Origin of the sequence: Larkinella arboricola (genome assembly GCF_003259745.1) — a bacterium.
GTDB classification, from domain to species: domain Bacteria; phylum Bacteroidota; class Bacteroidia; order Cytophagales; family Spirosomataceae; genus Larkinella; species Larkinella arboricola.
On sequence record NZ_QLMC01000007.1, the window covers coordinates 71,243 to 93,496 of the forward strand.

Below are 22,254 nucleotides of genomic sequence, written 5' to 3' on the forward strand. Positions count from 1 at the left end.
AGAAAGCAATACGCTTAAAAATTCTCTTCGAACAGTTCCATATTGATGGCAAAGGCGGCTTGCAGGCCGCTGTGGGCCGCGACCAGAACCTGCCGCATCATGGTGTGCGTATCACCTGCCGCAAATACCCCTTTCACGGTGGTTTTACCCGCCCCATCAATAATCACCAGACCTTTTTCGTCCAGCGCGCAACCCAGTTGTCCGGCCAGATCGGAAGTCTGCCGTAGCGTCGGGTGGGCGTAAAGAGCGTCGAGCGGCAGGGCGGTCTGGTCGGCTAGTTCCAGCGCCTGAAGCTGGCCGTTCTGGTGCTGGAGGGCCACGATGGGCGTTTCCAGAATCCGGATACCGTGCTGGCGAAGTTTGGCGGTTTGGTCCAGCGTCAGCGTCGAAGGTCCATTGGTGAACAGGGTCAGCCCCGGATTCCAGTGCTGAATCTTTTTAACCATTTCGAAACCCGCATCGCCATTCCCCAACACCCCGACGGCTTTATCCTTAACCTCATAACCGTGGCAAAACGGGCAGTGCAGAACCGAAATTCCCCAACATTCGGCAAAACCGGGCAGGTCGGGCAACACATCCTTCAAGCCCGTGGCTAACAAAAGCCGTTGGGCGGTGAACGTTTCCCCGGTATGGGTTGTGACGATAAAACCGTCGCCGGAGCGCGTGGCCTTCGTTACGGTAGCGTCCCGAAACTGAACGGTGGGGTAGGCCAGGGCCTGCTGGCGGGCGATGGCGGAGAGTTGGGCGGGCGTCTCGCCGTCGCGGGTCAGAAAGCTGTGCGAATGGGGCGTCTGCCGGTTGGCGGGCTGGCCATTGTCCAGCACCAGCACCGTCCGCAGTGACCGGCCCAGGAGCAAAGCCGCACTCAGACCGGCGTAACTGCCCCCGACGATAATCACGTCAAAGGGAGGAGTTGATGAATTCATAAGCAGGATCGACTATTCTGTAAGAAGTTGCCATGTGAATGTGCGTTTCGTGAAACACGGATGAAATGCAAAAGTAACTAAAAATTAGTTTATGCAACATTGTTGCATAAACTAATTTTTGGGTATTTCAAAATGGGTCATGGTGGGAGCAAGTGAGTTTAACCAAAAGCACCGGGCGGTGAAATGGATAATTTTTAAGTTATTGGGGCCTGAATTGAAAATTGTTGTTGTAACGCCATTTGCCTTCATGATTAACACCATCATTTTTGACCTGGGAGCCGTTTTGATCGACTGGAACCCGCATTATCTCTATTCGAAAATTCTTCAGGAAGAAGAAATGCGCCACTTTCTGGCGACCGTCTGCACCCCGGAGTGGAACGAAGAACAGGACGGCGGACGCCCGCTGGCGGAAGCCACGGAACTGCTGGTCAGCCAGTTTCCGGAACACGAAGAAAACATCCGGCACTTTTACGGCCGCTGGTCGGAGATGCTGGGCGGTGAAATCGCCGGGACGGTCGAAATTCTGAAACAACTCAAAGCCAGCGGTCGGTATAAATTGTACGCGCTCACCAACTGGTCGGCCGAAACGTTTCCGATTGCGCAGGAGCGGTTCGAGTTCCTGACCTGGTTTGACGGTATTGTGATGTCCGGGGCCGAAAAAGACCGTAAGCCGTTTCCTTCCTTTTATCAGACGCTCCTGAACCGGTATTCCGTCCAGGCGGATGAGGCCCTGTTCATCGACGATAACCTGCGCAATATCAAAGCCGCCGAGCAATTGGGCATTCACGGTATTCATTTTCTGAATCCGGAGCAATTAAAAGATGAGTTGATTCAGCACGGAATTTCAGTAGAAAACCGATAATGCGGTGTTTGCAGGATGTATGCGTCACCATTAATGGGTTTCCATGAAAAAAAACATCCTGCTCCTGCTCATCCTGCTGAGTTCTGTGGCCCGGGCGCAAATCCAGGCCGATCTGTCGAAGCTTCAGAAACAAAACGGGGCCACGGTTGTCCAGCAGGGCCCTAATCTGGTGGTAACCTGGCCAGCGCAGGGGCGGGAGCAGGGACGGCTGGTGCTGAGTCTGGACGGACAGAAACCGTTGTTTAACAGCCTACAGGTAACGCAGGGCGGGAAATTTCAGGAAGTGGCCCGCGCCCTCGATCCGGCGTTTGTGCTGACCATCGGCAAGCGGGACCTGATTTCGCAGAATGGCTGGAATATCTTTTTCGACAAAACGAACCGGTTGCCCCATAAGTCCTACGCCGTTGCCCTGAACAAGCGGAAGGCCAGCGCCCAGACGGTCGGTTCGCGCACCGTCATCCGGGTTTCGGAGGTTCAGGCCGCCACCTTCAGCGGGGAACTGGAAATTACGGTCTATAGCGGCAGTCCGTTGTTCAATGTGGCTGCGGTGATGGCCACCGAGGTGGATTCAACGGCCATCCTGTACGACGCCGGAATGGTAACCCGCGAACCCGTCTGGAAGAACATTGCCTGGTCGGATACGGATGACAAACTGCAACAGATTCCGGCCCGGCTGGACGAGCCCAATAAAGCGCAGGCCGTCAAATACCGCACCATCATCGGCGTGGGTGAGCGGGGCAGTCTGGCGGTTTTTCCGGCGCCCCACCAGTATTTTTATCCGCTGGACGAAGCGTTTAACCTTGATTTTACATGGTACGGGGCCGGTTATCGGAGTCTGGTTCCGCAATTCGGCATCGGCATCCGGCAGGATTTAATGGGCGACCGGCGCTGGGTGCCGTGGGTCAATGCGCCCCCCCGAACCCGCCAGCGGCTCAACTTTTTCTGCCTGCTGAGTCCCGGCGAACCCGCCCAGGCGCTGGCGGAGGTCAAGCAGTTTACACACAACGACAAATACCCGACGATTGCCGGTTATAAAACCCTGTCGAGCCACTTTCACAACGAATTTACAATGAACGTGGTGCTGGCCAACAAACCGATTCCGGAAAAACCGGCGTTTGTGGACGTGTTCAAAAATTCGGGGGTGGACATTGTGCATCTGGCGGAGTTCCACGGTCCCGGCCATCCGAAAGGCCCCGACGATCAGCGGTTGCGGGAACTGAAAGCTCTGTTTGAACAGTGTGAACGGCTTTCGACGAAGGATTTTCTGTTGCTGCCCGGCGAGGAGCCGAATAACTTTTTTGGCGGACACTGGCTGGAGTTTTTCCCTAAACCGGTCTACTGGATTATGTCCCGGAAACCGGAAATGCCGTTTGTAACGGACGATCCGAGGTACGGAAAAGTGTACCGGGTTGCCGACAAGAATGACATGCTGAAATTACTGCAACTGGAAAACGGTCTGGCCTGGACGGCCCACGCCCGCACTAAAGGCTCGACCGGCTACCCGGACCTGTACAAAGAAGAGGAGTTTTTTAAATCGGACCACTTTTTCGGTGCAGCCTGGAAAAACATTCCCGCCGATTTGTCGGAACCCCGGCTGAGTCGGCGGGTGCTGGATTTGATGGACGATATGGCCAACTGGGGACACAAAAAACACGTCATCGCGGAAACAGATATTTTCACGATGGAGCCGGAAAACGAAACCTATGCCCATCTGAACGTCAATTATCTGCAACTGGATAAACTGCCGGATTACAAACAGGGCTGGCAGCCGGTGCTCGATGTGATGAAGCAGGGCAAGTTCTTTGTTACCACCGGCGAAGTGCTGTTCCCGGCGTTTTCGGTGAACGGAAAAGGGGCGGGCGAAACCGTCCGGCTGCCGGATAACGGTAAAACTACCATTCGGCTTGATGTGGACTGGACCTTCCCACTGACGTTTGCCGAAATCATTTCCGGCGACGGCAAAAACGTGTTCCGTGAGCGCATCGACCTGACCCAGACCCGGCCGTTTGGTAAGCAGCAATTTACCTTTAACACCCACCTGAAAGGCCGGAAATGGGTGCGGGTCGAGGTCTGGGATGCCGCCGTCAACGGCGCTTTTACGCAACAGGTCTGGCTGGAATAACTAGCGTAGTGTTACCAATAAGCCTTTACTTATAAACTGAATACCTAATCCTTTCTATGAAATTTGTTTCCTTCGTTTTTTGCCTGTGCGTTGGTTTTGCCGGAATTGCTCAGGCCCAGCTTCCACCGATTTTTGAAGCATCCCGCGCTAAAGACGCGCAGACCGAAGCCACGGTTCGGCGGTTTTTGTCGCCCGTAAAAATTCTGTGGCAAACCGGTACGGTCCAGAACGCCGAACGGCTGTTGAAGGTAGGCAACGGGCAGGCCGATCTGTCGGGCCAGGGCATGTGTTCGCTCAAAAGTGACGCCAACGGCAAGCCGAGTCTGCTGCTTGATTTTGGGCGTGAACTGCACGGCGGTTTACAGATCGTGACCGGGCAGTGGCGGGAAAGCAAACCGATCACCGTCCGGATTCGGTTCGGTGAGTCGGCCAGCGAAGCGATGGCGGACATTGAACCCAAGCAGAATGCGACCAACGACCACGCCATCCGGGATATGACCGTGCAGGTGCCGTGGCTGGGCAAACTCGAAATCGGCAACACGGGCTTCCGGTTCGTCCGGATTGATCTGGTGGACGGCAATACTGAATTGTTATTGAAAGAGTTGCGGGCCATTTTCGTGTTTCGCGATATTCCGTACCTCGGTTCGTTCCGGAGCAGCGACCAGCTCCTCAACCAAATCTGGGCAACGGGTGCCTATACCGTACACCTGAACATGCAGGATTACCTCTGGGACGGTATCAAACGCGACCGGCTGGTGTGGGTGGGGGATATGCACCCCGAAGTGTCCACGATCAATGCCGTGTTTGGCTCTAACGAAGTGGTGCCGAAAAGTCTGGACCTGGCGCGCGACATTACGCCCCTGCCCGGCTGGATGAACGGCATCAGCACCTACTCGATGTGGTGGATTCTGATTCATAAAGACTGGTATCTGCACAACGGAAATCTGGCGTATCTGAAAGAACAGCAGCCGTATCTGGTTAAACTGGTGGATTTGCTGATTGCGAAAATTGATGACAAAAACAGCGAGAAGCTGGACGGAACCCGGTTTCTGGACTGGCCTTCGAGCGAAAACCAGAAGGGAATTCACGCGGGTTTGCAGGCCATGATGGCGATGTCGCTGAATGCCGCCGGAGACATCAGTCGTATTCTGAGCGATCCGGCCACGGCGCGAAAATGCGACCAGGCCGTGGCCCGGTTAAAGCAGTATGTACCCGATCCGAACCAATCCAAACAGGGGGCGTCTTTGCTGGCGCTCTCCGGCCTGATGCCCGCCGAAAAAGCCAACCGGGATGTGCTGGCTGTGGGCGGTGCGCAGAATTTCTCGACCTTCTACGGCTATTACATGCTTCAGGCGCAGGCCAAAGCGGGCGACTACAAGGGGGCTCTGGCCAACATCCGTCAGTTCTGGGGCGGGATGCTGGCGTTGGGTGCGACCACCTTCTGGGAAGACTTCAACCTCGACTGGGTGAAAAACGCCGGGCGCATTGACGAGCTGGTGCCGGAAGGCAAAAAAGACATCCACGGCGATTGCGGAGCTTACTGCTACATCGGTTTTCGGCACAGTCTGGCGCACGGCTGGGCGTCCGGCCCCACCTCCTGGCTGACGGAGCACGTGCTCGGTATCAAGGTGGTGGAACCGGGTTGCAAAGCCATCAAGATTGAACCGCATCTGGAAGATTTGACCTTCGCCGAAGGTACTTTCCCGACGCCATACGGTATTGTGAAGGTGAAGCATACCAAACTGGCCAGCGGCAAAATTCAAACGGAAGTCAGCGGTCCGAAAGAGGTGCGGATCATTCGGTGAGAGAAAGAGATTATAGTTTCTCCCGGACCTGAGTTATGATGAATCCACTTCGGGGAAAGGTAGGCATACGGGACAGTTTGAACGATAAATCCTGGGGTGGTACGGTATATTCCATGTGTTTGGTCAGGTAGGTCAGGGCTATTTTGAGCGTTTCGATGGTGACCCACTCACCGGCGCAGCGGTGGTTTTTGTAATGATCCCCACCGCCCTGCGGAATAAAGTTATAGGCACTGCCGTCCCACTGCCGAAACCGGTCGGGCCAGAATTCGAGCGGCCGTTCCCAGGTATCGGGGTGGCGGTTGGTGCCGTATACATCCAGCAGAACCATCGCTCCTTTCGGAAAGTGAACGTTTCGCCAGTCGAACGCCGAGCGAACTTTGGCCCCCAGAAACGGCGCAAACGGATAATACCGGCGAACTTCCTGCACAAACCGCTCGATGTCGTCGGGGCCGCCATGCTGTAACCCGTTCCGGCACTCCGGATGTTCGTGCAGGGCCAGAGCCGCAAAAACGATGTAGTTGGCAATGGCTACAATCGGGCGGACGGTATTGATCAGCTCCACGGCGGCCACCTGTGCCTCCAGCGGTTTGCTGTCCGGTTCGCGGTGCAGGGCCATGACGTAGGCCGACGTTCCTTCCGGGACCGTAATGCGTCCTTCCCGGATACCGAGAATGATGCCCCGCATCCAGTCTTCGGTTTGCTGGCGGGCTTTCCGACCGCGGAGGTGCCGCAGGCCCACGGCTCCGAAGGCATCGACCCGCTCCCAGAACTGGCCCGCCCGTTGCTTTACTTCCGATTCGCTGATGGGAACGCCCGCCCAGGCGCAGGCCGCCCGGCACAACAATTCCTTCAGTTCGTCGAACAGAATGATCGGGCCCGCCGTGCCCGCCCACTTCCGGATGGCCATTCGCCACTGCTCGTGCATGACATCCGACAGCCGCTGGATATTTTCCGGGGTCATGATGGACATAAACAGTTCTTTCCGGCGACGGTGAGCCGCATCGTCCAGGGTTTGTACGCCTTTTTCACCGAACAGCGTCCGCTGGATGCGCTTGGGAATAGCGCCCTGGCGTACAAACCGTTCCGGATCATAAAAAATCCGGGAAGCTTCGGGGCCGCTCATACAAAGCACTTTTAGAAACGGAACTTTGATTTCGAAAAGGTCGGACTGGAAACGCCGACAGCGGTTGTAGATAAAGGGGAAGCCTTCGCGAGCCAGGCCGACAGCACTACTCCAGGCGCTTATGCGCGGTATGTTTCTCATGAGCGTTGATTATTACAGCATATGATTATTGCAGCATAGCAGTTGAAAAAACAACCGGCTGTCGGTTAATGCGTTTGGGATCATAAGCGAAAATTGAGGGTACGGGTAAAAAGCGGACGAGAGATGGGCCGACAAAGGATGATTTTTAAGGCCGCCACTGCTTGACTTACATGGGAGGCATTTTCTATCTTTACGGGTATGAGAATGGCACCAATGCTCTAAAATCCTTCCCGGCTGTCGCCCTGACAGATTGCCTTTTCTAAGGCCCAGTTCCCTATTGTCTTTACGCAGACTATTCGCCGTTCGCTACGGTGAAATGATTCGTTGTTGTTCAACGGCTGCGTGAAAGCTAAAATCTCATTTCAACTGCATCACTTCAAATTTATGCAAGACTTAACAAAAGACCAGATTGAGCAATTCATCCGGGATGGATTTGTCCGCATTGATCAGGCTTTCTCTCCTGAAATCGCCCGCGCGGTTCGAACGATTCTCTGGCGGGAAATAGACGCCGATCCAGCTAATCCGGCAACCTGGACCCGGCCGGTCGTCCGGCTGGGTATGTATTCGCAGGAACCGTTTGTACAGGCTGCCAATACCGACGTGTTACACCGGGCTTTTGACCAGTTGGTTGGACCGGGGCGGTGGCTTCCCTGCCGGAGCATGGGCACCTTTCCGGTTCGGTTTCCGTCCGAAGAAGATCCCGGCGACGGCGGTTGGCACGTTGATGCCAGTTTTCCGGCCGACGATCCGGCCAACTACTTTGCCTGGCGGGTGAATGTTCGTTCTAAAGCCCGTGCGCTGCTGATGCTGTTTCTGTTTTCGGACGTGGGCGAACACGACGCGCCAACCCGGATTCGTGTCGGATCGCACCGGGATGTGGCCCGGTTGCTCAAACCCGCCGGAGAACCGGGGTTATCCTTTCTGGAGCTGGCCCAACAACTGGCCGAACTGCCCGAACGAAGCGAACAACTGGCCACCGGGGCTGCGGGTACGGTTTATCTGTGCCATCCTTTCCTGGTCCATGCAGCCCAGCCCCACCACGGAACGGAACCCCGGTTTTTGGCGCAGCCGCCCTTGCTGTTCAGGGAGGAACCCGTCATTGAGGGTTCGACAGGAGGTTATTCACCCGTAGAAGAAGCCATTCGGCAGGCGCTGGAAGAATAGCCAAAGCCGCCTTTAGGACCCGGTTAAAGAATGAGGGACAATCTGAGAAATGGGAGCCTTCCAGCTTCGTAGCTTTCAGATTATCCCTCTGTTTTTATACCGGTTTAAGGGTGTGGTTTTGAGGATGGTAATGTTTTAGCAATTGTTTTTTAATAGCTATATAAACTACTGTTTATCAATGGTTTGATTGGTGATTGCCAAGCTGTCTGGATGAATTTTATCGCGATAAAACGTGTTATTTTATTGACGACATTCAATTAAAGTCGATTCGTCCAGAAAGCTTTTTTACAGCGATATGCCTACACAACCGGAACTGCTTACTCCGTCAAAAACCGTATCCAATTCTCTCCAGCATTCCGCCCGGCTCTGGCTTCCCAAGCGGGTACTGTTTACGCCGGATGCGTTGCAGGAACCGTTCGGACAGCAGATTTATGAACGGGTGTCCGCCCTGGACTTGCCCATCGAAATCCTGAAAAACAACCGGCTGACCGGCCTGCGCGGAAAAGATGATCGGGAGACGTACCGGATTGCCAAAAATACGCTGGCGGTGGTCAAGGCGCCCCCGAGTTCGTTGCGGCTGCAACCCGTTCCGCCCTCCGCCGACTGGCAGATGAACCTGGCCGAGGGTTGTCCGGCCCATTGTCAGTACTGTTACCTGGCGGGTAGTTTGCAGGGGCCGCCGGTTACCCGTGTGTTTGCCAACCTGCCCCAATTGCTGGCAAACACGGCTTCGTACGAGCAACCCGGAAAAATCACCACGTTTGAAGTAAGCTGCTATACGGACGTGATCGGAATTGAACACCTGACGGGAAGTCTGGCTGAGTGCATCCGGTATTTTGGTAGTCGACCCGACGCCCATCTGCGGTTTGTGAGTAAGTACGATCAGGTGGAATCGCTGCTGGACCTGCCGCACAATGGCCGGACCCGCGCCCGGCTGAGTCTGAATGCCGAGTCCATCGCCCGACGCATGGAGGGCGGGACGGCTTCGGTCGAAGCCCGGTTACAGGCACTCCGGAAACTGGCTTTACCCCCGCCGTTGGGCGGAGGAGGCTATCCGGTCGGGGTGGTGCTGGCCCCAATCATGCCGATTCCGAACTGGCGGGAACACTACACGGAATTGCTCGACCGGCTGGCGGACGCGCTGGATTTTGACTGCGATTTGACCGTTGAGTTTATTACGCACCGCTTCACACCCGGCAGTAAAACCGTTTTGCAGGAGTGGTATCCCAACACCAGCCTGGAAATGGAAGAAGCCGGACGCGCGGAAAAACGCAACAAATTTGGGGGGCTGAAGTACGTGTATCGACCCGACGACATGAAGGAGCTTCGAACGTTTTTCTACACCGAATGGCGCAGACGGTTTCCCGACGCACCTATTCTGTACTGGACGTAAACCGTCTTACGACAGGTTTTGAAACCCCTGTTTTTCCCGTTCCTGCTGTATATCCTCCTCGCGCTGATTGGGTCGGCCCGTTTCCGGGTCAACCGTTGGGAAATATTGACGACGCAGCCAGCTACTCAGGCCATCCAGACCGGGGAACAACACCCGTTCGTTGATATTGGCCTGATCGAGCTTATCGCGAATTTCCCATTTGAGCGTGTGCGGAATCAGGATTCGGCGGTAACAGTCCGGGTGGTTTTTCAGCCATTCGTCCAGGCTCAGCGTGGGTGAGGAAACCACCGAAAACAGGGCATACTGATTCACGATGCGCTCGTCCATGGAAGGCGGCTCGAAAAATAAGGCACAGGCGGGGTCGGTCAGCCCATCGAACTCCGCAAGCGAAGTGATCGGAGTGAGCATATCAATCGTGAACACATCGGCGCCTTCCGTGGTCAGGCATTCGGTGAGTTGTTTGGGTAAATGAGCGTGCACCTTCTTGTAATCCACGCACCACACCACCCCGTCGTGGTCGTACTGGTCAATACAGGCCGTAACAAAATGCAGGGCCACATACGGCGAAAACGTCCAGTCCATGAGCCGGGTAGGCAGGCCGTGGTGCTGGGCCACCGACAGCCAGTACCAGAACGAATCGCTTTTGGTAACGACCTGGTGGGCGTATTTCTTGAAATTCCGCAGCAAATGACCTTCCAGTTGGGCATAATGATCCCCCAGCCGCATCAGGGAGGTATTCAGCGAATAGGAAGCATTCGACAACCCCCGAAAGGCGTAGGGTGAACGGAATCGGTTCAGAGCCGGTGTCCAGGCATGCTCGTACAGGCAATCCATTAACTCATTCCAACTGCTCACACTAGTCTCACTCATAATCACACGGCGCTTTTTCAGGGAAAACCGGGTACTAAAAAAAACGTTTAACCGCCTGCGTTCCCGTAAGCAAACGGTCCGGGGGCGGAAGCAGGCTAAAAAGGCAGCGTTTCCAGGGTTGCATAATCCCCCACGACCCGCAGGTACAGCAAGTGCCCCAGCACACCGTGCAGGTTGCTGACCAGACGGTGGGCTTCGGCAAAGGGCGCGACGTGCAGCCGGGTTTGTTCCTGCTCCGACGCCTTACCCGTCGATTTACCGTGTAGCGCCCGAATGGCCGGACCGCTCATCCGGCGTTCGCAGTAAAAGAAGTAGAGGGCTTCGTCGCTGGTGGAGGTGGCCGAATACCAGGCCCTGGGGCCGAGCGGGATCAGTTCATCCGGTGGAATTTCCAGGCCGGTTTCTTCCTTCAATTCGCGCAGAGCCACTTCGGGTGGGGTTTCGCCCTCATCGATCATGCCCGCCGGGTGTTCGTAGGTTTCCGAACCGTCGCAAACGCGCCGTTGCCGGACCATCAGCACAAATTTGTCGCCTGTTTCTTCGTCAATCAAAACGACGAGGATCGAGATTGCGTCGCCCTTGATGAAACACAAGGGCGACAATTTAGCCCCGTCGGGCGTCGTAGCATCCAGTTTGACCAGGGTATGCAGCACCTGGCCCTCGTTACCGTGACGCGTGTAAACGTCCTGCACATTCTTCAACTGGATCTGATTTTGCTCCAGTTTGCGCTGCCAGGCTTTGTATTTAAACGAATGTTGAAAAGGTTCCGGCTGTGCCATCAGTCAGGTTGTTTGCGGGAGGTTCGGTTCCATTATTTAAGCAGGTCGGGCAGGACTTTTGCGCCGAAATCTTCGATGAAGCGTTGCTGGTCGCGGTTGACGTTGTGCAGCATCAGCCTTTCAAAACCCATTTCAGCATCCTGCTGTAGCCAGTCGATGTGCTCGGAAGGGTCGGCCGAAATCCGGACCATTTTATCAACCTCGCTCAAGTTGACAAACTGGCCAGCCGCGTCAAACTGCTCCGGCAAACGAAGTTCCGTCAGCATGTTGTTGGGGAAAATATTGGCCCGCCATTGTTCATACGCGCCCTGCCGCGCTTCGTCGAGGGTAGGAGCGTACGACAACTGCACTTTCAGGTACATCGGTTTGCCTTCTCCTCCGCCCCGGCGGAAGGCATCTATAACCCGCTGTAATTCGTCTTTGGGCTGCGAGATGGTCAGTAAACCGTCGGCCCAGCCGCCAACCCATTCGGCGGTTTTGCTGGTGACAGCCGCGCCGATCAATAGGGGTTTTACCGCCGGACGCGTGTATAATTTGGCATCTTCAACCGTTACCAAGCCTTTGTGCGACACGGTTTCGCCGTTCCACAGCGCCCGGATAATGTCGACGCACTCTTTCAAACGGGCATTGCGGTCGGCTTTGGAGGGCCATCTGTCGCCGGTAATGTGTTCGTTGAGGGCCTGCCCGGTACCGACGGCTATCCAGAAACGTTCCGGAAACATTTCAGCCAGCGTGGCTGCGGCCTGGGCAATGATGGCCGGATGGTAGCGTTGCCCAGGCGCGTTAACCACCCCGAAGGGTAAGGTGGTGGCCTGTAGAGCCGCAGCCAGCCACGACCAGGCAAAACCGCTTTCGCCCTGTTTGGAACTCCACGGATGGAAATGGTCGGAGCAGGAGCCCGCCGTAAAGCCAGCCTGCTGGGCCAGTTGAGTGTACGTCAGCAGTGTGCTGGGCGCAAATTGTTCATGGGAAGCATGATAGCCGATTTTAAGCATAACGGTATGAAATCCTGAAGTGAATCAAGCTCTTGTTCTGAATTTTTTTTACTTATCTGATCGGGGCCCTGCCTGTTCGGGGTGGGCCGGAGTGGTCGTGTAAATAACCAGGGATTCGGGTTGCAGGGAAATGACAAAACCGCCTGATGCAGCCTCCGGAGCCGTACCGGCCCCTTTCCAGATCGGATCGGCGGAATCCAGCAGTTTAACCCAGGGTTCTGCCGAAGCCGGGACCGAAACGGATTGCGGCTGTTTGGAAAAATTCATCAGACAGACCACCTGCTGATCCGAATGCCAGCGACGCAGCACCAGTGTTTGCTGATCCTCCTGAACGGTAACTTCCAGATGCTGGCGGGACAACTGGCGCAGGGCGGGTTGCTGTTTGCGCAGCGCAATAAGCGCCTGGTAATACCGGAACATGGTCTGGTGAGGGTCCTGCCGGAGCAGTTCCCACTGGAGTTTGGACCGCTGGAAGGTTTCGTCGGCAAAGGGGTCCGGCACCTCGCCCTGTCCGTGAAAATCGGCAAACTCCGACTTGCGGCCCTGGCGGACGGCTTCCACCAGTTCCTCTTCGGTATGGCTTATAAAATAGAGAAACGGGTTGGGTTCGCTCCACTCTTCTCCCATAAACAGGAGCGGCAGGTACGGGCTTACCAGCACAGCTCCGGCCATCAGCTTCTGCATCTCAAAACTCACCAGTTGACTGGTGCGCTCGCCGAGCATACGGTTACCTACCTGATCGTGATTCTGCGAAAAGACGATGAACTGATGACCGGAATTGGCTTCCGCTTTGAGACCAAAAACGCGCTTGCGGTGGTTCGAGAACTGTCCATCATATACGTAGGCATCTTGGTAGGATTTGGCCAGGTGTACAATACCGTTAAAGTCGGAATAGTAGCCCCGTTGTTCTTCCCCCGCCGTTACGCGCAGCGCGTGGTGAAACTCGTCGATCCACTGCGCCTGCATCCCGTATCCACCCGTGTTGGGCGGGTTGATAAACCGTGGGTCGTTCAGGTCGGATTCAACCATCAGGTAGTATGGCCGTCCGGTATCGGCCTGCAACTGATCGACATGCTCCCTGATTTGTTGCAGGATATGCTTCGAACTAAAATCCTTAATGGCATGAACGGCATCCATCCGGAGCGCATCGATGTGAAAATCCCGAAACCACATCAGTGCGTTTTCAATAAAATATTGCCGGACCCCGTCGCTCCAGGCGTCGTCGAAATTCAGGGCGTTACCCCAGGGGGTGCAGTATTTGGCCGTAAAATACGGCCCAAACTGGCTGAAGTAATTGCCTTCCGGCCCCATGTGGTTGTAGACGACATCGAGCACCACGGCTATTCCTTTCCGGTGGCACGCATCGACCAGATGCTGCAAGCCCCGCGCCCCGCCATAGGTGTTCTGAACGGCATAGGGATAAACGCCATCATACCCCCAGTTACGCCCGCCGGGAAACTGCGCCACGGGCATAATCTCGATGGCATTGATACCCAGTTCCTTTAGATAATCGAGCTTTTCTTCCAGCGCGGCAAAGGTACCCTCGGGTGTAAACGTCCCGACGTGGAGTTCATAAATCAGGTACTCCTCAAGCGGAACATTGGTCCAGTCCTGATCTTTCCAGATAAACTCGTTTAGACACATCGCTTCCGAGGGGCTGTGAACATCCTGCGGTTGAGCGATCGAAGCCGGGTCTGGATACGACTGCTCCTGATTCAGCCTGATCTTGTAAAGATTGCCGGGTTTGATCTGGTCGGTCGTTAGCGCCCAGTAACCATATTCCTGCGGTTCGAGTGGCAAGGTGCGCGACGGATTTTCCAGCGTGACGGCCACCGATTCAGCCTCGGGTGCCCAAACCCGTACGCGGGCCATGCCGTCCTGAAAGGTGACCCCAAGCGAACGTTTATGAATGTCTACTGTCTGCATAAAAATAAATGATAGATAAAAGGAAGCGGATAATAGGTTTCCGCCGGTCAATCACTGGGTTTATTGAGGAGTATAGGTTACTTGTAAAATTAAACCCTGCGAACCATCCTGGTTGGACCGTTGCCAGCCCACCGCCACGGGAAGATGCTCGCCCAGGAATACCTCTACGCCAACCGACAACTGTCCCAGTTGATGGGAACCCGACAGCCAGTCGGCCAGCAGATGTACTTTATGATACCAAAGTCCCGCGTCCACTGCGGCCTGAATACCGGTATGGGGCCCATCCCCCAGAAAGCGGCTGTTTCCGTTGTAACTGCCTACCGCCAGCTTGTAGTGCTCCTCAATCAGCGAAGCGGCCAGATTGGCATAGGCGAAGTAAACCGCCTGCGAGCGCCCGGATGAAAGATTTAAACCACCCTGACCGCCGATACCGATTTTAAAGGTTTGGGAGAGGTTAAATGCTTTCTGGGCGTTGACCAGCAGGAGCGGGGCGAAAGGGATCGAGGTCGTCGTATCGTTGCGAATAAAGTGGGGTTTTTGCCGCGTAAAATCCAGGTTGTACAGGTTAAGCCCCACTTCCCAGTCTTTGCTTAATCCGTAGGAAACCGTCGTGGTCGAACGGATCATGTCCTGGATTTCGAGTTGTTCCTGCGCCAGTACTTTGCCTTCTTTGGTAATGTCGGAAGAGGAAACGTTAAAAATAGTTTGTTGGGCCCGGGTTGTTGTAACAAGTCCCAGAAGTAGTAAGCCAATTGAATACAGTTGTAGTTTCTTTCCCATTGAATCCGGATTTCGTTGTACCGTGGCCGGTGTCGGGGCCACGTTGTCGCTCTGTTCAGTTCTGCTCAATCGGAGCAGAATTTGGTTAGTAAACCAGCATAGCGAAGTAAGGTTGGAAAAAGGGGCTGCATTGATGAGGATTCGGTCTTATGAAAAAGCAGGAGCCGGAACCTGTCAGGGCGATGCGCTAGGAAATAAAGTCGATAAGTACTTAAAATGCGGGAATAGAATGCGGTTTGTTTTTGTTCACTTCCCAAAGCCGTTTTGTTGGCTAAGTACTTCCAGCCACCGAATCGGGTAATACGGTCTATATTAAAAAAGACTGGAAATAGTACATTTCCTAGTGTGACGCGACGACCTTAACCGCTGTTCAGCTCTGATCGCCGTTCCTGTAAGTTGTATTTTTTAGTTGAATACAGGCAAATAGATTCTTTAATTGTAAATTAATTTAGGTTTTGTCTAGTTTTTGTAACGGTTTAACTGTTTAGTTAAAATAGTTAGTTAATTTTTTGGAAATTCTATTTTTAGGTGACACTTTTGCGCCATGACGCATAGAGTGAACGAAATAGGAACGGAGGAAAAAATCAAGGAGGCCGCTAAGGCAGTTTTTCTTGAGAAGGGTTTTGACGGTGCCACCATGAAGGACATCGCCAATGCCGCTGGCATGAACAGTGCCCTCACGCACTATTATTTCCGGAGTAAGGAAAAATTGTTCTGGCTGGTTTTTGAAAGTTTACTAGAGCAGTGGATTGAAGGCATTCGAATTACCCTGGACAATCCGACGAGTAACCTGAAAGAAAAAATAGTTGAGCTGATTGAGCGTCAATTTAATTTTCACGCCCAAAATCCCGATATAATCTTATTTCTGATGAACGAAACGCAGCGCGACCCCGAAGGGATGTTGCAGAAAATGTGTGTTTCGCCCGCCCTGCAAGAATCGTGTTTTTTCCGGCAGGTGGAAGAAGCCATTCAGCAGAAGCAAATCCGGCCCGTCAATCCGATGTTTCTGCTGTCGACGGTTTTTTCGTCTATCAAGCAGTCGTTCGCCGGCAAGACGCTGTATATGCACGTATTTAACCTGAACGAAGAAGGATTTATCGCTTTTACCCAGGAAAACAAGAATGTTTTTACCGATATGATTCTGACGTATCTGTTTAAACCGGATTGTTAACTGATCTAAAAAATTGGGTGCTTGACGGTGTTGATTCGCCGGTTCAGCCAAAATGTACGGCAAAAAAAGGGAGCTTGGGTCTACCTTTCGCCAATCTGATAACGAATTTACATAACGGTTTTTGCATGAATAAATCAATCCTAATCAACTGGCTATCTGTACGCAAAGCCGTTGTATTAAATTTATAAACATTAAGGACCCATGGTATGTAAAGAAAAGAATGCCCCATTTCTGACACCAATGAATTCATGAGAAAAAAATTGCACACGAAAGTCGCTGCTTATACCGATGTCGCGGTGGCGAAAGCAAAGGGAATCTATCCATATTTCCGACCCATTGAATCAGGCCAGGATACCGAAGTAGTCATCGACGGAAAACGGGTTCTGATGTTTGGCTCCAATTCGTACCTGGGACTAACGAACCATCCGGCGGTGGTAGAAGCAGCCAAAAAAGCAACCGAAAAATACGGTACAGGCTGCGCCGGATCACGGTTTCTGAACGGAACGCTCGACATTCACGAAGAGCTCGAACGCCGGCTGGCGGCCTTTACCGGCAAAGAAGCCGCAGCACTCTTCAGCACGGGTTATCAGGCCAACCTCGGCGCACTGTCCTGTCTGACGGGTCGTCACGATTACCTGATTCTGGACGAAAGCAACCACGCGTCCATCATCGACGGCAGCCGGTTGTCCTTCTCGAAGGTGATCAAGTACGCCCACAACGACATGGACGATCTCTGGAAAAAACTGAGCCAGTTGCCCGAAGAAGGCATCAAGCTGATTGTGGCCGACGGTATTTTCAGCATGGAGGGTGACATTGTCAAGCTGCCGCTGCTCAACCAGATTGCCGCCGAATTTGATGCCTCCGTTATGGTGGACGATGCGCACAGTCTGGGCGTGATCGGGCATCAGGGGGCCGGAACGGCTTCGCACTTCGGACTGACCGACACGACCGACATCATTATGGGTACGTTCAGCAAATCGCTGGCTTCCCTGGGTGGTTTTATCGCCAGCGACGCCGAAACGATTAATTACCTGCGTCACCGGGCCCGTTCCCTGATCTTCAGCGCCAGTATGACGCCCGCTGCGGTAGCCAGCACCCTGGCTGCGCTGGAAATCATGCAGACCGAACCCGAACACATCGAGCGGCTGTGGGCCAATACCCGGTATGCCAAAGACCTGCTGGTCGAAAACAATTTCGATCTGGGGCCGAGCGAGAGCCCGATTCTGCCGGTATATATCCGGAATAACGAGCATACCTTTTTGATTACCAAAATGTTGCAGGATCAGGGCGTGTTTGTCAACCCGGTGGTATCACCCGCTGTTCCTCCGCAGGATTCCCTGATCCGTTTCTCGATTATGGCGACGCACACCTTCGCTCAGATTGAAGAAGCAATTGATAAACTGACTTGGGCGTACCGGACCATTAAACACATGCCGATTCAGGAAAGCGTATGAAGCGTGTAGTCCCCGTAAGCTCGAAGAAGGAACTGACTCAATTTATCGATTTTCCCCATAGTTTATATCGGGATGACAAAAACTATGTACCGGAAATTTTCATTGGGCAGCGGGATCTGCTGACCCCGGGTAAACACCCTTTTTTCGAACACTCCACGCTGCAATTATTTCTGGCGTATGAGGGCGACACCATCATCGGGCGCATTGCGGCCATTCATAACCGGAATCATAATGCGTTTACGGGTCGAAACGACGGCTTTTTCGGTTTTTTTGATTGCATTGATGATCAGGAAACCGCCGATTTATTACTAAAAACCGCGTCGGATTGGCTGAAACAACAGGGCCTTACCGGAATAATTGGACCGACCAGTCCGACTACCAATGATGTCTGTGGCGTTCTGATCGACGGTTTTGATCGTCCGCCGTTGGCCATGATGCCTTATAACGCACCATACTATGACAAACTTCTGCTAACCAACGGCCTTCGGAAAAAAACGGATTTGCTGGCCTACGAATTGAATGTGGCTACGGCCAACGAACGCTCGCTGAGATTGCTGGACACGTTGCAGAACCGGCTCAAACGCAGCGGAATCGTTATTCGGAAGGTCGATGTAAAGAATTTTAAAGCCGAAGTGCCCAAAATCCGGGAGGTCTACAACCGGGCCTGGGATAAAAATCTGGGATTTGTGCCCATGACCGACAGTGAGTTCGATTATCTGGCGAAAGACCTCAAGATGATTCTGGACCCGAATTTCTGTCTGGTGGCCGAAAAAGACGACCAGGTGGTTGGGTTTATTCTCGGCGTTCCGGACATCAACCAGATTTTGATTAAAAACAAGCGGGGACGTTTGTTTCCGCTGGGACTTTTCCGACTGCTGACGCAGCGGAAAAATATCACCCGCATCCGGGTGTTGACCTTGGGGGTGCTGGAAGGCTACCGCAAAATGGGCATCGAAGCGTGTCTGTATGCGTCGGTCATCAAGAACACCTACGGCACCAAAGTGACGGGCGGAGAATGTTCGTGGATGCTGGAAGACAATTACCTGATGAATCATGCCATCGAGCAGATCAACGGGGTGCTGTACAAACGGTATCGCTTATACGAGAACGAACTATGAAGGAACGGGTTTTGATTACGGGGGCCAGCGGGTTTATCGGGCATCATCTCATTCAGGCGGCTCAGGCGGCCGGATTGGAGGTACAGGCTGCCGTTCGGCCTTCCAGTGATCTGACCCATCTGAAAGAACAGAATCTGACTTTTGTTTATCCGGATTTCAGTTCAAAAGAAGCGTTGCAGCGGATGCTGGAAGAGGGGGGATACGCGTATGTGATCCATGCCGCCGGAGCAACCCGGGCAAAAGACCAGCAAACGTACAATCGCATCAATGCCGAGTACACACTGCGGCTGGTGCAGGCGGCTCAACGGGTTTCAAAACCCGTGAAGCGGTTTGTTTTCATGAGCAGCCTGGCGGCCTTGGGCCCAATACCGTATGATGCACGGGAGCCCATTACCGAAACCACCCGGCCCCAGCCGCTCACCAGTTACGGAAAAAGTAAGCTCCTGGCCGAGCAGTATGTATCCAATGTTCAGGGATTGCCGCTAACCATCATCCGGCCAACGGCAGTCTACGGACCCCGCGAACGGGATCTGTTTATTTTGTTCAAGACCCTGCACCAGCGACTCGACCTGTACATTGGGCGCAGTCCGCAGCGGTTGAGTTTTGTGTACGTTAAGGATTTGGCCGAGGTGACGATAGCGGCACTGCTGCAAAACCACGATCAGAACCGAATTTATAACATCTCGGACGGTGAAGCCTATAACCGGTATGCGCTGGCCGACTTGTTTCAGGAGTTAAGTGGTACCCGGGCGTTACGACTCCATTTACCCGTCGGCCTGATGAAAGGGGTGGCGGGGGCTCTAGAAACCGGGTACTCGTTTTCAAAATCAACTCCGGTACTCAATCCGGAAAAATTGCGGGAGCTGATGGCTCCCAACTGGATCTGTAGCATTGAAGCGGCCCGACGGGACCTGAATTACCAGCCAAAATACGGCTTGAAGCAGGGACTGGACGAAACGCTGCGGTGGTACCGGGCCAACCAATGGCTTTAAAAATACAATGAATACACACCTGGAAGTGACTGGCCAAGGCCACTGCCGAAATCAGTACTAAAATGTTACGATCTATTCAGAAAAATGGAGCGTTTATTCTTGGTATCTTATTATTGATCAGTAGAATAGCCTCCGCACAATCCACGCTCGTCAAGGGCGTGATTACCGATGCCAAAACCGGCGAAACGCTGCCCTTTGTGAGTGTGGTCGTACCCGGAACCACCATCGGAACCTCTTCCGATACCGATGGACAATATAGCCTCAGCGTACCGGCCGATAAAAACCGTATTAAGTTTTCCTACGTCGGCTACCTGAGTCAGGAAAAAACCATTACCGTTGGTCAGACGCAGGTTATCAACATCAAGCTGGCCGTCGATGCCACGCTGCTGAAAGAAGTGACGGTCAAAGGCAAGAGCCATTACCGCAACCGCGACAATCCGGCTGTGCAGCTCATCCGGCAGGTGATCGACCACAAGGAGCAGAACCAGATGGGCAGCAACGCCTACGTCGAATACCAGCAGTACGAGAAAATATCGCTGGCCCTGAGCAATCTCTCAGACCGGTTTAAAAACCGGCGTATTTTCCGCAACTATCAGTTTCTGTTTTCCGAACCGGACTCCACCGACGGTAAAAACCGTCTGCCGGCGTATCTGGAAGAAAAGCTCTCGCAGGTCTACTACCGCAAGAGCCCCGAAGCCAGGAAGCAGCAGGTCAAAGCCCAGCGACGGGCCGAATTTGACCCCCGCTTTGTGGACAATAAGGGATTGAGCAAGTATTTCAACCGGCTCTACGAGAACATCAATATTTATGACAACAACATCTCAATTGCTACCAACCAGCTTTTGAGTCCCATTGCCAACAGCGCTCCGACGTTTTATAAGTTCTTTATCCGCGATACGGTCAAAACCCAGCAGCCCTGGCTGATTGAACTGGGCTTTGTGCCCCGCAACAAAACCGACCTGCTGTTTGAAGGCCAGTTGTTTGTCACGCTGGACGGTAATTATGCGGTGCAGAATGCCTATCTGACGGTCAACAAGGACATCAACCTGAACTATTTGCAGGACCTGGAGGCCCGGCTGGAGTTTGAAAAAAGTTCGAATGGCCGCTACCATCCCAGCCAGACCTCGCTGGCGATGGAGTTCTCCTTAGGACCCAATACACCGGGTGTTTTTGGTCAGCGGGTGGTGCACTTTTCGGACTATCAGATTGATCAGACTCGGCCTGATAGCGTATACGTAGGACCGTTAGAAGAAGTGGCCTTTAATCCGGCCGAAAAGCCCAACGAAACGGTATGGAACAACCTGCGGCCGATCCCCCTGGAGAAGTCGGAAACCCGGATTTACCACAATGTTGACACGCTGCAAACCATCCCGTCGTTCCGGCGCACGATGAGTTATGCCACGCTGCTGATTGCGGGCTATAAAAACACCGGACCCTTTGAAATCGGACCGGTCAATGCCTTCTACAGCTTTAACCCCGTCGAGGGTTTCCGTCTACGGTTTGGGGGGCGCACCACGCCTTCCTTAAGCAAACGCCTGTACGGAGAAACCTACGCGGCCTACGGCTTTAAGGATCAGAAATGGAAGTATTTCCTGAGCGGAACCTACTCGATCAACAACCAGTCGGTGTATGCTTTTCCGCTGCACTTCGTCAAGGCCAGCTTTCAGCGCGATACCAAGATTCCGGGGCAGGATTTGCAGTTTGTGCAGGAAGACAACTTTCTGTTGTCGTTCAAACGGGGCGAGAACAACCGCTGGTTATACAACGACGTTTACCGCCTGGAATACATCAAGGAGTTTGAAAACCATTTTTCGTATAAAGTCGGCTTTAGCCAGTTAACCCAGCGCCCGGCCGGTATTCTGGAGTACACCAAATCGGTGCCGGAAGGCCATCTGAACACCGGTGAAGTGCTCCACAACTCGGAAGCGAGCCTGGAACTGCGGTATGCACCCAACGAACAGTTCTACCAGGGCAAGGTGTACCGCACGCCGATTGTCAACAAGTATCCGATCTTTACCCTGCGCTACAGCACGGGTCTGAAACTGCTGGGCGGAGACTATCAGTACCATAACCTGGCGGCCAATGTGGAGAAGCGGTTTTATCTGTCGCAGTTTGGGTATATGGATGCCACGGCCGAGGGCGGCTACATTCTGGGCAAGAACATCCCGTTTCCGCTGCTGACAATTCACCGGGCCAACCAGACCTACGCCTACCAGTTGAACTCCTACAACCTGATGAACTTCCTGGAGTTTGTCAGCGACCACTACGCCAGCGTGAACGTGCAGTATTACCTGAACGGTTTTCTGTTCAACAAGCTGCCGCTGCTGAAACACTTGAAGCTGCGGGAGGTTGTAAGCTTTAAGGCGCTGGCGGGGGGCTTACGGGCGGAGAACGATCCGGCGAAGGTGGCCGATGTCTACCGTTTCCCGGTTGATGAGCAGGGGCGCTCGATCAGCTATACGCTGGGCAAGGAACCCTACATCGAAGGCAGCGTGGGCATTGCCAACATCTTCAAGCTGCTGCGGGTCGATCTGGTCAAGCGATTCACGTACCTCGACCATCCCGGTGTATCGGAATGGGGCATTCGGGCCCGGTTTAAGTTTGATTTTTAACGGTCTACCCGTCAGACCGTA

17 protein-coding genes are annotated in these 22,254 nt (G+C 53.7%); 10 read left to right on the plus strand and 7 right to left on the minus strand.

All coding sequences use genetic code 11. The features are described 5' to 3' along the window. Positions 1-14 precede the first annotated feature (14 nt). Positions 15-926: an NAD(P)/FAD-dependent oxidoreductase gene (locus LX87_RS24110; RefSeq protein ID WP_111630866.1), complete on the minus strand. Its 912-nt coding sequence runs from the start codon at positions 924-926 to the stop codon at positions 15-17. 247 nt (positions 927-1,173) lie between these two features. Between LX87_RS24110 and LX87_RS24115 the strand changes: the two genes are divergently transcribed. Genes LX87_RS24115 through LX87_RS24125 form a run of 3 tightly spaced genes read left to right on the plus strand, consistent with a single transcriptional unit; the run spans position 1,174 to position 5,715 of the window. Then, on the plus strand, positions 1,174-1,788 hold the full coding sequence (locus tag LX87_RS24115; RefSeq protein ID WP_111631041.1) for an HAD family hydrolase: 615 nt from the start codon (positions 1,174-1,176) through the stop codon (positions 1,786-1,788). A 43-nt stretch (positions 1,789-1,831) separates the two neighbouring features. After that, the gene (locus tag LX87_RS24120) at positions 1,832-3,910 is read left to right on the plus strand and encodes a CehA/McbA family metallohydrolase domain-containing protein (protein WP_111630867.1); all 2,079 of its coding nucleotides are present in this window, start codon (positions 1,832-1,834) and stop codon (positions 3,908-3,910) included. Positions 3,911-3,966: 56 nt separating this feature from the next. Next, positions 3,967-5,715 carry an alpha-L-rhamnosidase-related protein gene (locus tag LX87_RS24125; RefSeq protein ID WP_111630868.1) on the plus strand — a complete coding sequence of 583 codons (1,749 nt, stop codon included), beginning with the start codon at positions 3,967-3,969 and terminating at the stop codon, positions 5,713-5,715. A 10-nt stretch (positions 5,716-5,725) separates the two neighbouring features. On the opposite strand, the gene LX87_RS24130 is transcribed toward LX87_RS24125, so the two are convergent. Then, positions 5,726-6,979, minus strand: coding sequence for a cytochrome P450 (locus LX87_RS24130; RefSeq protein WP_111630869.1), 1,254 nt, complete (start codon positions 6,977-6,979; stop codon positions 5,726-5,728). A 384-nt stretch (positions 6,980-7,363) separates the two neighbouring features. Between LX87_RS24130 and LX87_RS24135 the strand changes: the two genes are divergently transcribed. Both LX87_RS24135 and LX87_RS24140 read left to right on the plus strand, forming a co-directional pair. Further along, positions 7,364-8,143, plus strand: a complete 780-nt coding sequence (locus LX87_RS24135) for a phytanoyl-CoA dioxygenase family protein (RefSeq protein WP_111631042.1) — start codon at positions 7,364-7,366, stop codon at positions 8,141-8,143. Between the two features lie 295 nt (positions 8,144-8,438). After that, complete coding sequence (locus LX87_RS24140; RefSeq protein WP_229310802.1) at positions 8,439-9,536, plus strand: spore photoproduct lyase family protein; 1,098 nt, start codon at positions 8,439-8,441, stop codon at positions 9,534-9,536. A 6-nt stretch (positions 9,537-9,542) separates the two neighbouring features. On the opposite strand, the gene LX87_RS24145 is transcribed toward LX87_RS24140, so the two are convergent. The 5 genes from LX87_RS24145 to LX87_RS24165 all read right to left on the minus strand — a co-directional run bounded on the left by LX87_RS24145 (position 9,543) and on the right by LX87_RS24165 (position 14,955). Then, positions 9,543-10,406 (minus strand): FRG domain-containing protein, encoded by an 864-nt coding sequence (locus LX87_RS24145; protein ID WP_111630870.1) that lies wholly within the window; start codon positions 10,404-10,406, stop codon positions 9,543-9,545. Positions 10,407-10,501: 95 nt separating this feature from the next. Continuing rightward, positions 10,502-11,185, minus strand: coding sequence for an NUDIX hydrolase (locus tag LX87_RS24150; RefSeq protein WP_111630871.1), 684 nt, complete (start codon positions 11,183-11,185; stop codon positions 10,502-10,504). Positions 11,186-11,217: 32 nt separating this feature from the next. Continuing rightward, positions 11,218-12,180, minus strand: coding sequence for a TIGR03885 family FMN-dependent LLM class oxidoreductase (locus tag LX87_RS24155; protein ID WP_111630872.1), 963 nt, complete (start codon positions 12,178-12,180; stop codon positions 11,218-11,220). Between the two features lie 48 nt (positions 12,181-12,228). Further along, a complete protein-coding gene (gene treZ / locus LX87_RS24160; protein WP_111631044.1) occupies positions 12,229-14,106 on the minus strand; it encodes a malto-oligosyltrehalose trehalohydrolase in 1,878 nt (625 codons plus the stop codon). 60 nt (positions 14,107-14,166) lie between these two features. Continuing rightward, on the minus strand, positions 14,167-14,955 hold the full coding sequence (locus tag LX87_RS24165; protein ID WP_229310803.1) for a hypothetical protein: 789 nt from the start codon (positions 14,953-14,955) through the stop codon (positions 14,167-14,169). Between the two features lie 475 nt (positions 14,956-15,430). On the opposite strand from LX87_RS24165, the gene LX87_RS24170 reads away from it, so the two are divergent. From LX87_RS24170 to LX87_RS24190, 5 genes are all read left to right on the plus strand, one after another. Further along, positions 15,431-16,057: a TetR/AcrR family transcriptional regulator gene (locus tag LX87_RS24170; protein WP_111630873.1), complete on the plus strand. Its 627-nt coding sequence runs from the start codon at positions 15,431-15,433 to the stop codon at positions 16,055-16,057. Positions 16,058-16,305: 248 nt separating this feature from the next. After that, entirely contained in the window at positions 16,306-17,511 is a 1,206-nt protein-coding gene (gene spt / locus LX87_RS24175; RefSeq protein WP_111630874.1) for a serine palmitoyltransferase, read from the plus strand. Beyond that, positions 17,508-18,629: a GNAT family N-acetyltransferase gene (locus tag LX87_RS24180; RefSeq protein WP_111630875.1), complete on the plus strand. Its 1,122-nt coding sequence runs from the start codon at positions 17,508-17,510 to the stop codon at positions 18,627-18,629. The genes spt and LX87_RS24180 overlap by 4 nt, the downstream gene beginning before the upstream one ends. Continuing rightward, on the plus strand, positions 18,626-19,621 hold the full coding sequence (locus tag LX87_RS24185; RefSeq protein ID WP_111630876.1) for an NAD-dependent epimerase/dehydratase family protein: 996 nt from the start codon (positions 18,626-18,628) through the stop codon (positions 19,619-19,621). Before LX87_RS24180 ends, LX87_RS24185 begins: the two co-directional genes overlap by 4 nt. 62 nt (positions 19,622-19,683) lie before the next feature. Beyond that, positions 19,684-22,233: a DUF5686 and carboxypeptidase-like regulatory domain-containing protein gene (locus tag LX87_RS24190; RefSeq protein WP_111630877.1), complete on the plus strand. Its 2,550-nt coding sequence runs from the start codon at positions 19,684-19,686 to the stop codon at positions 22,231-22,233. The last annotated feature ends 21 nt before the right edge of the window (positions 22,234-22,254 follow it).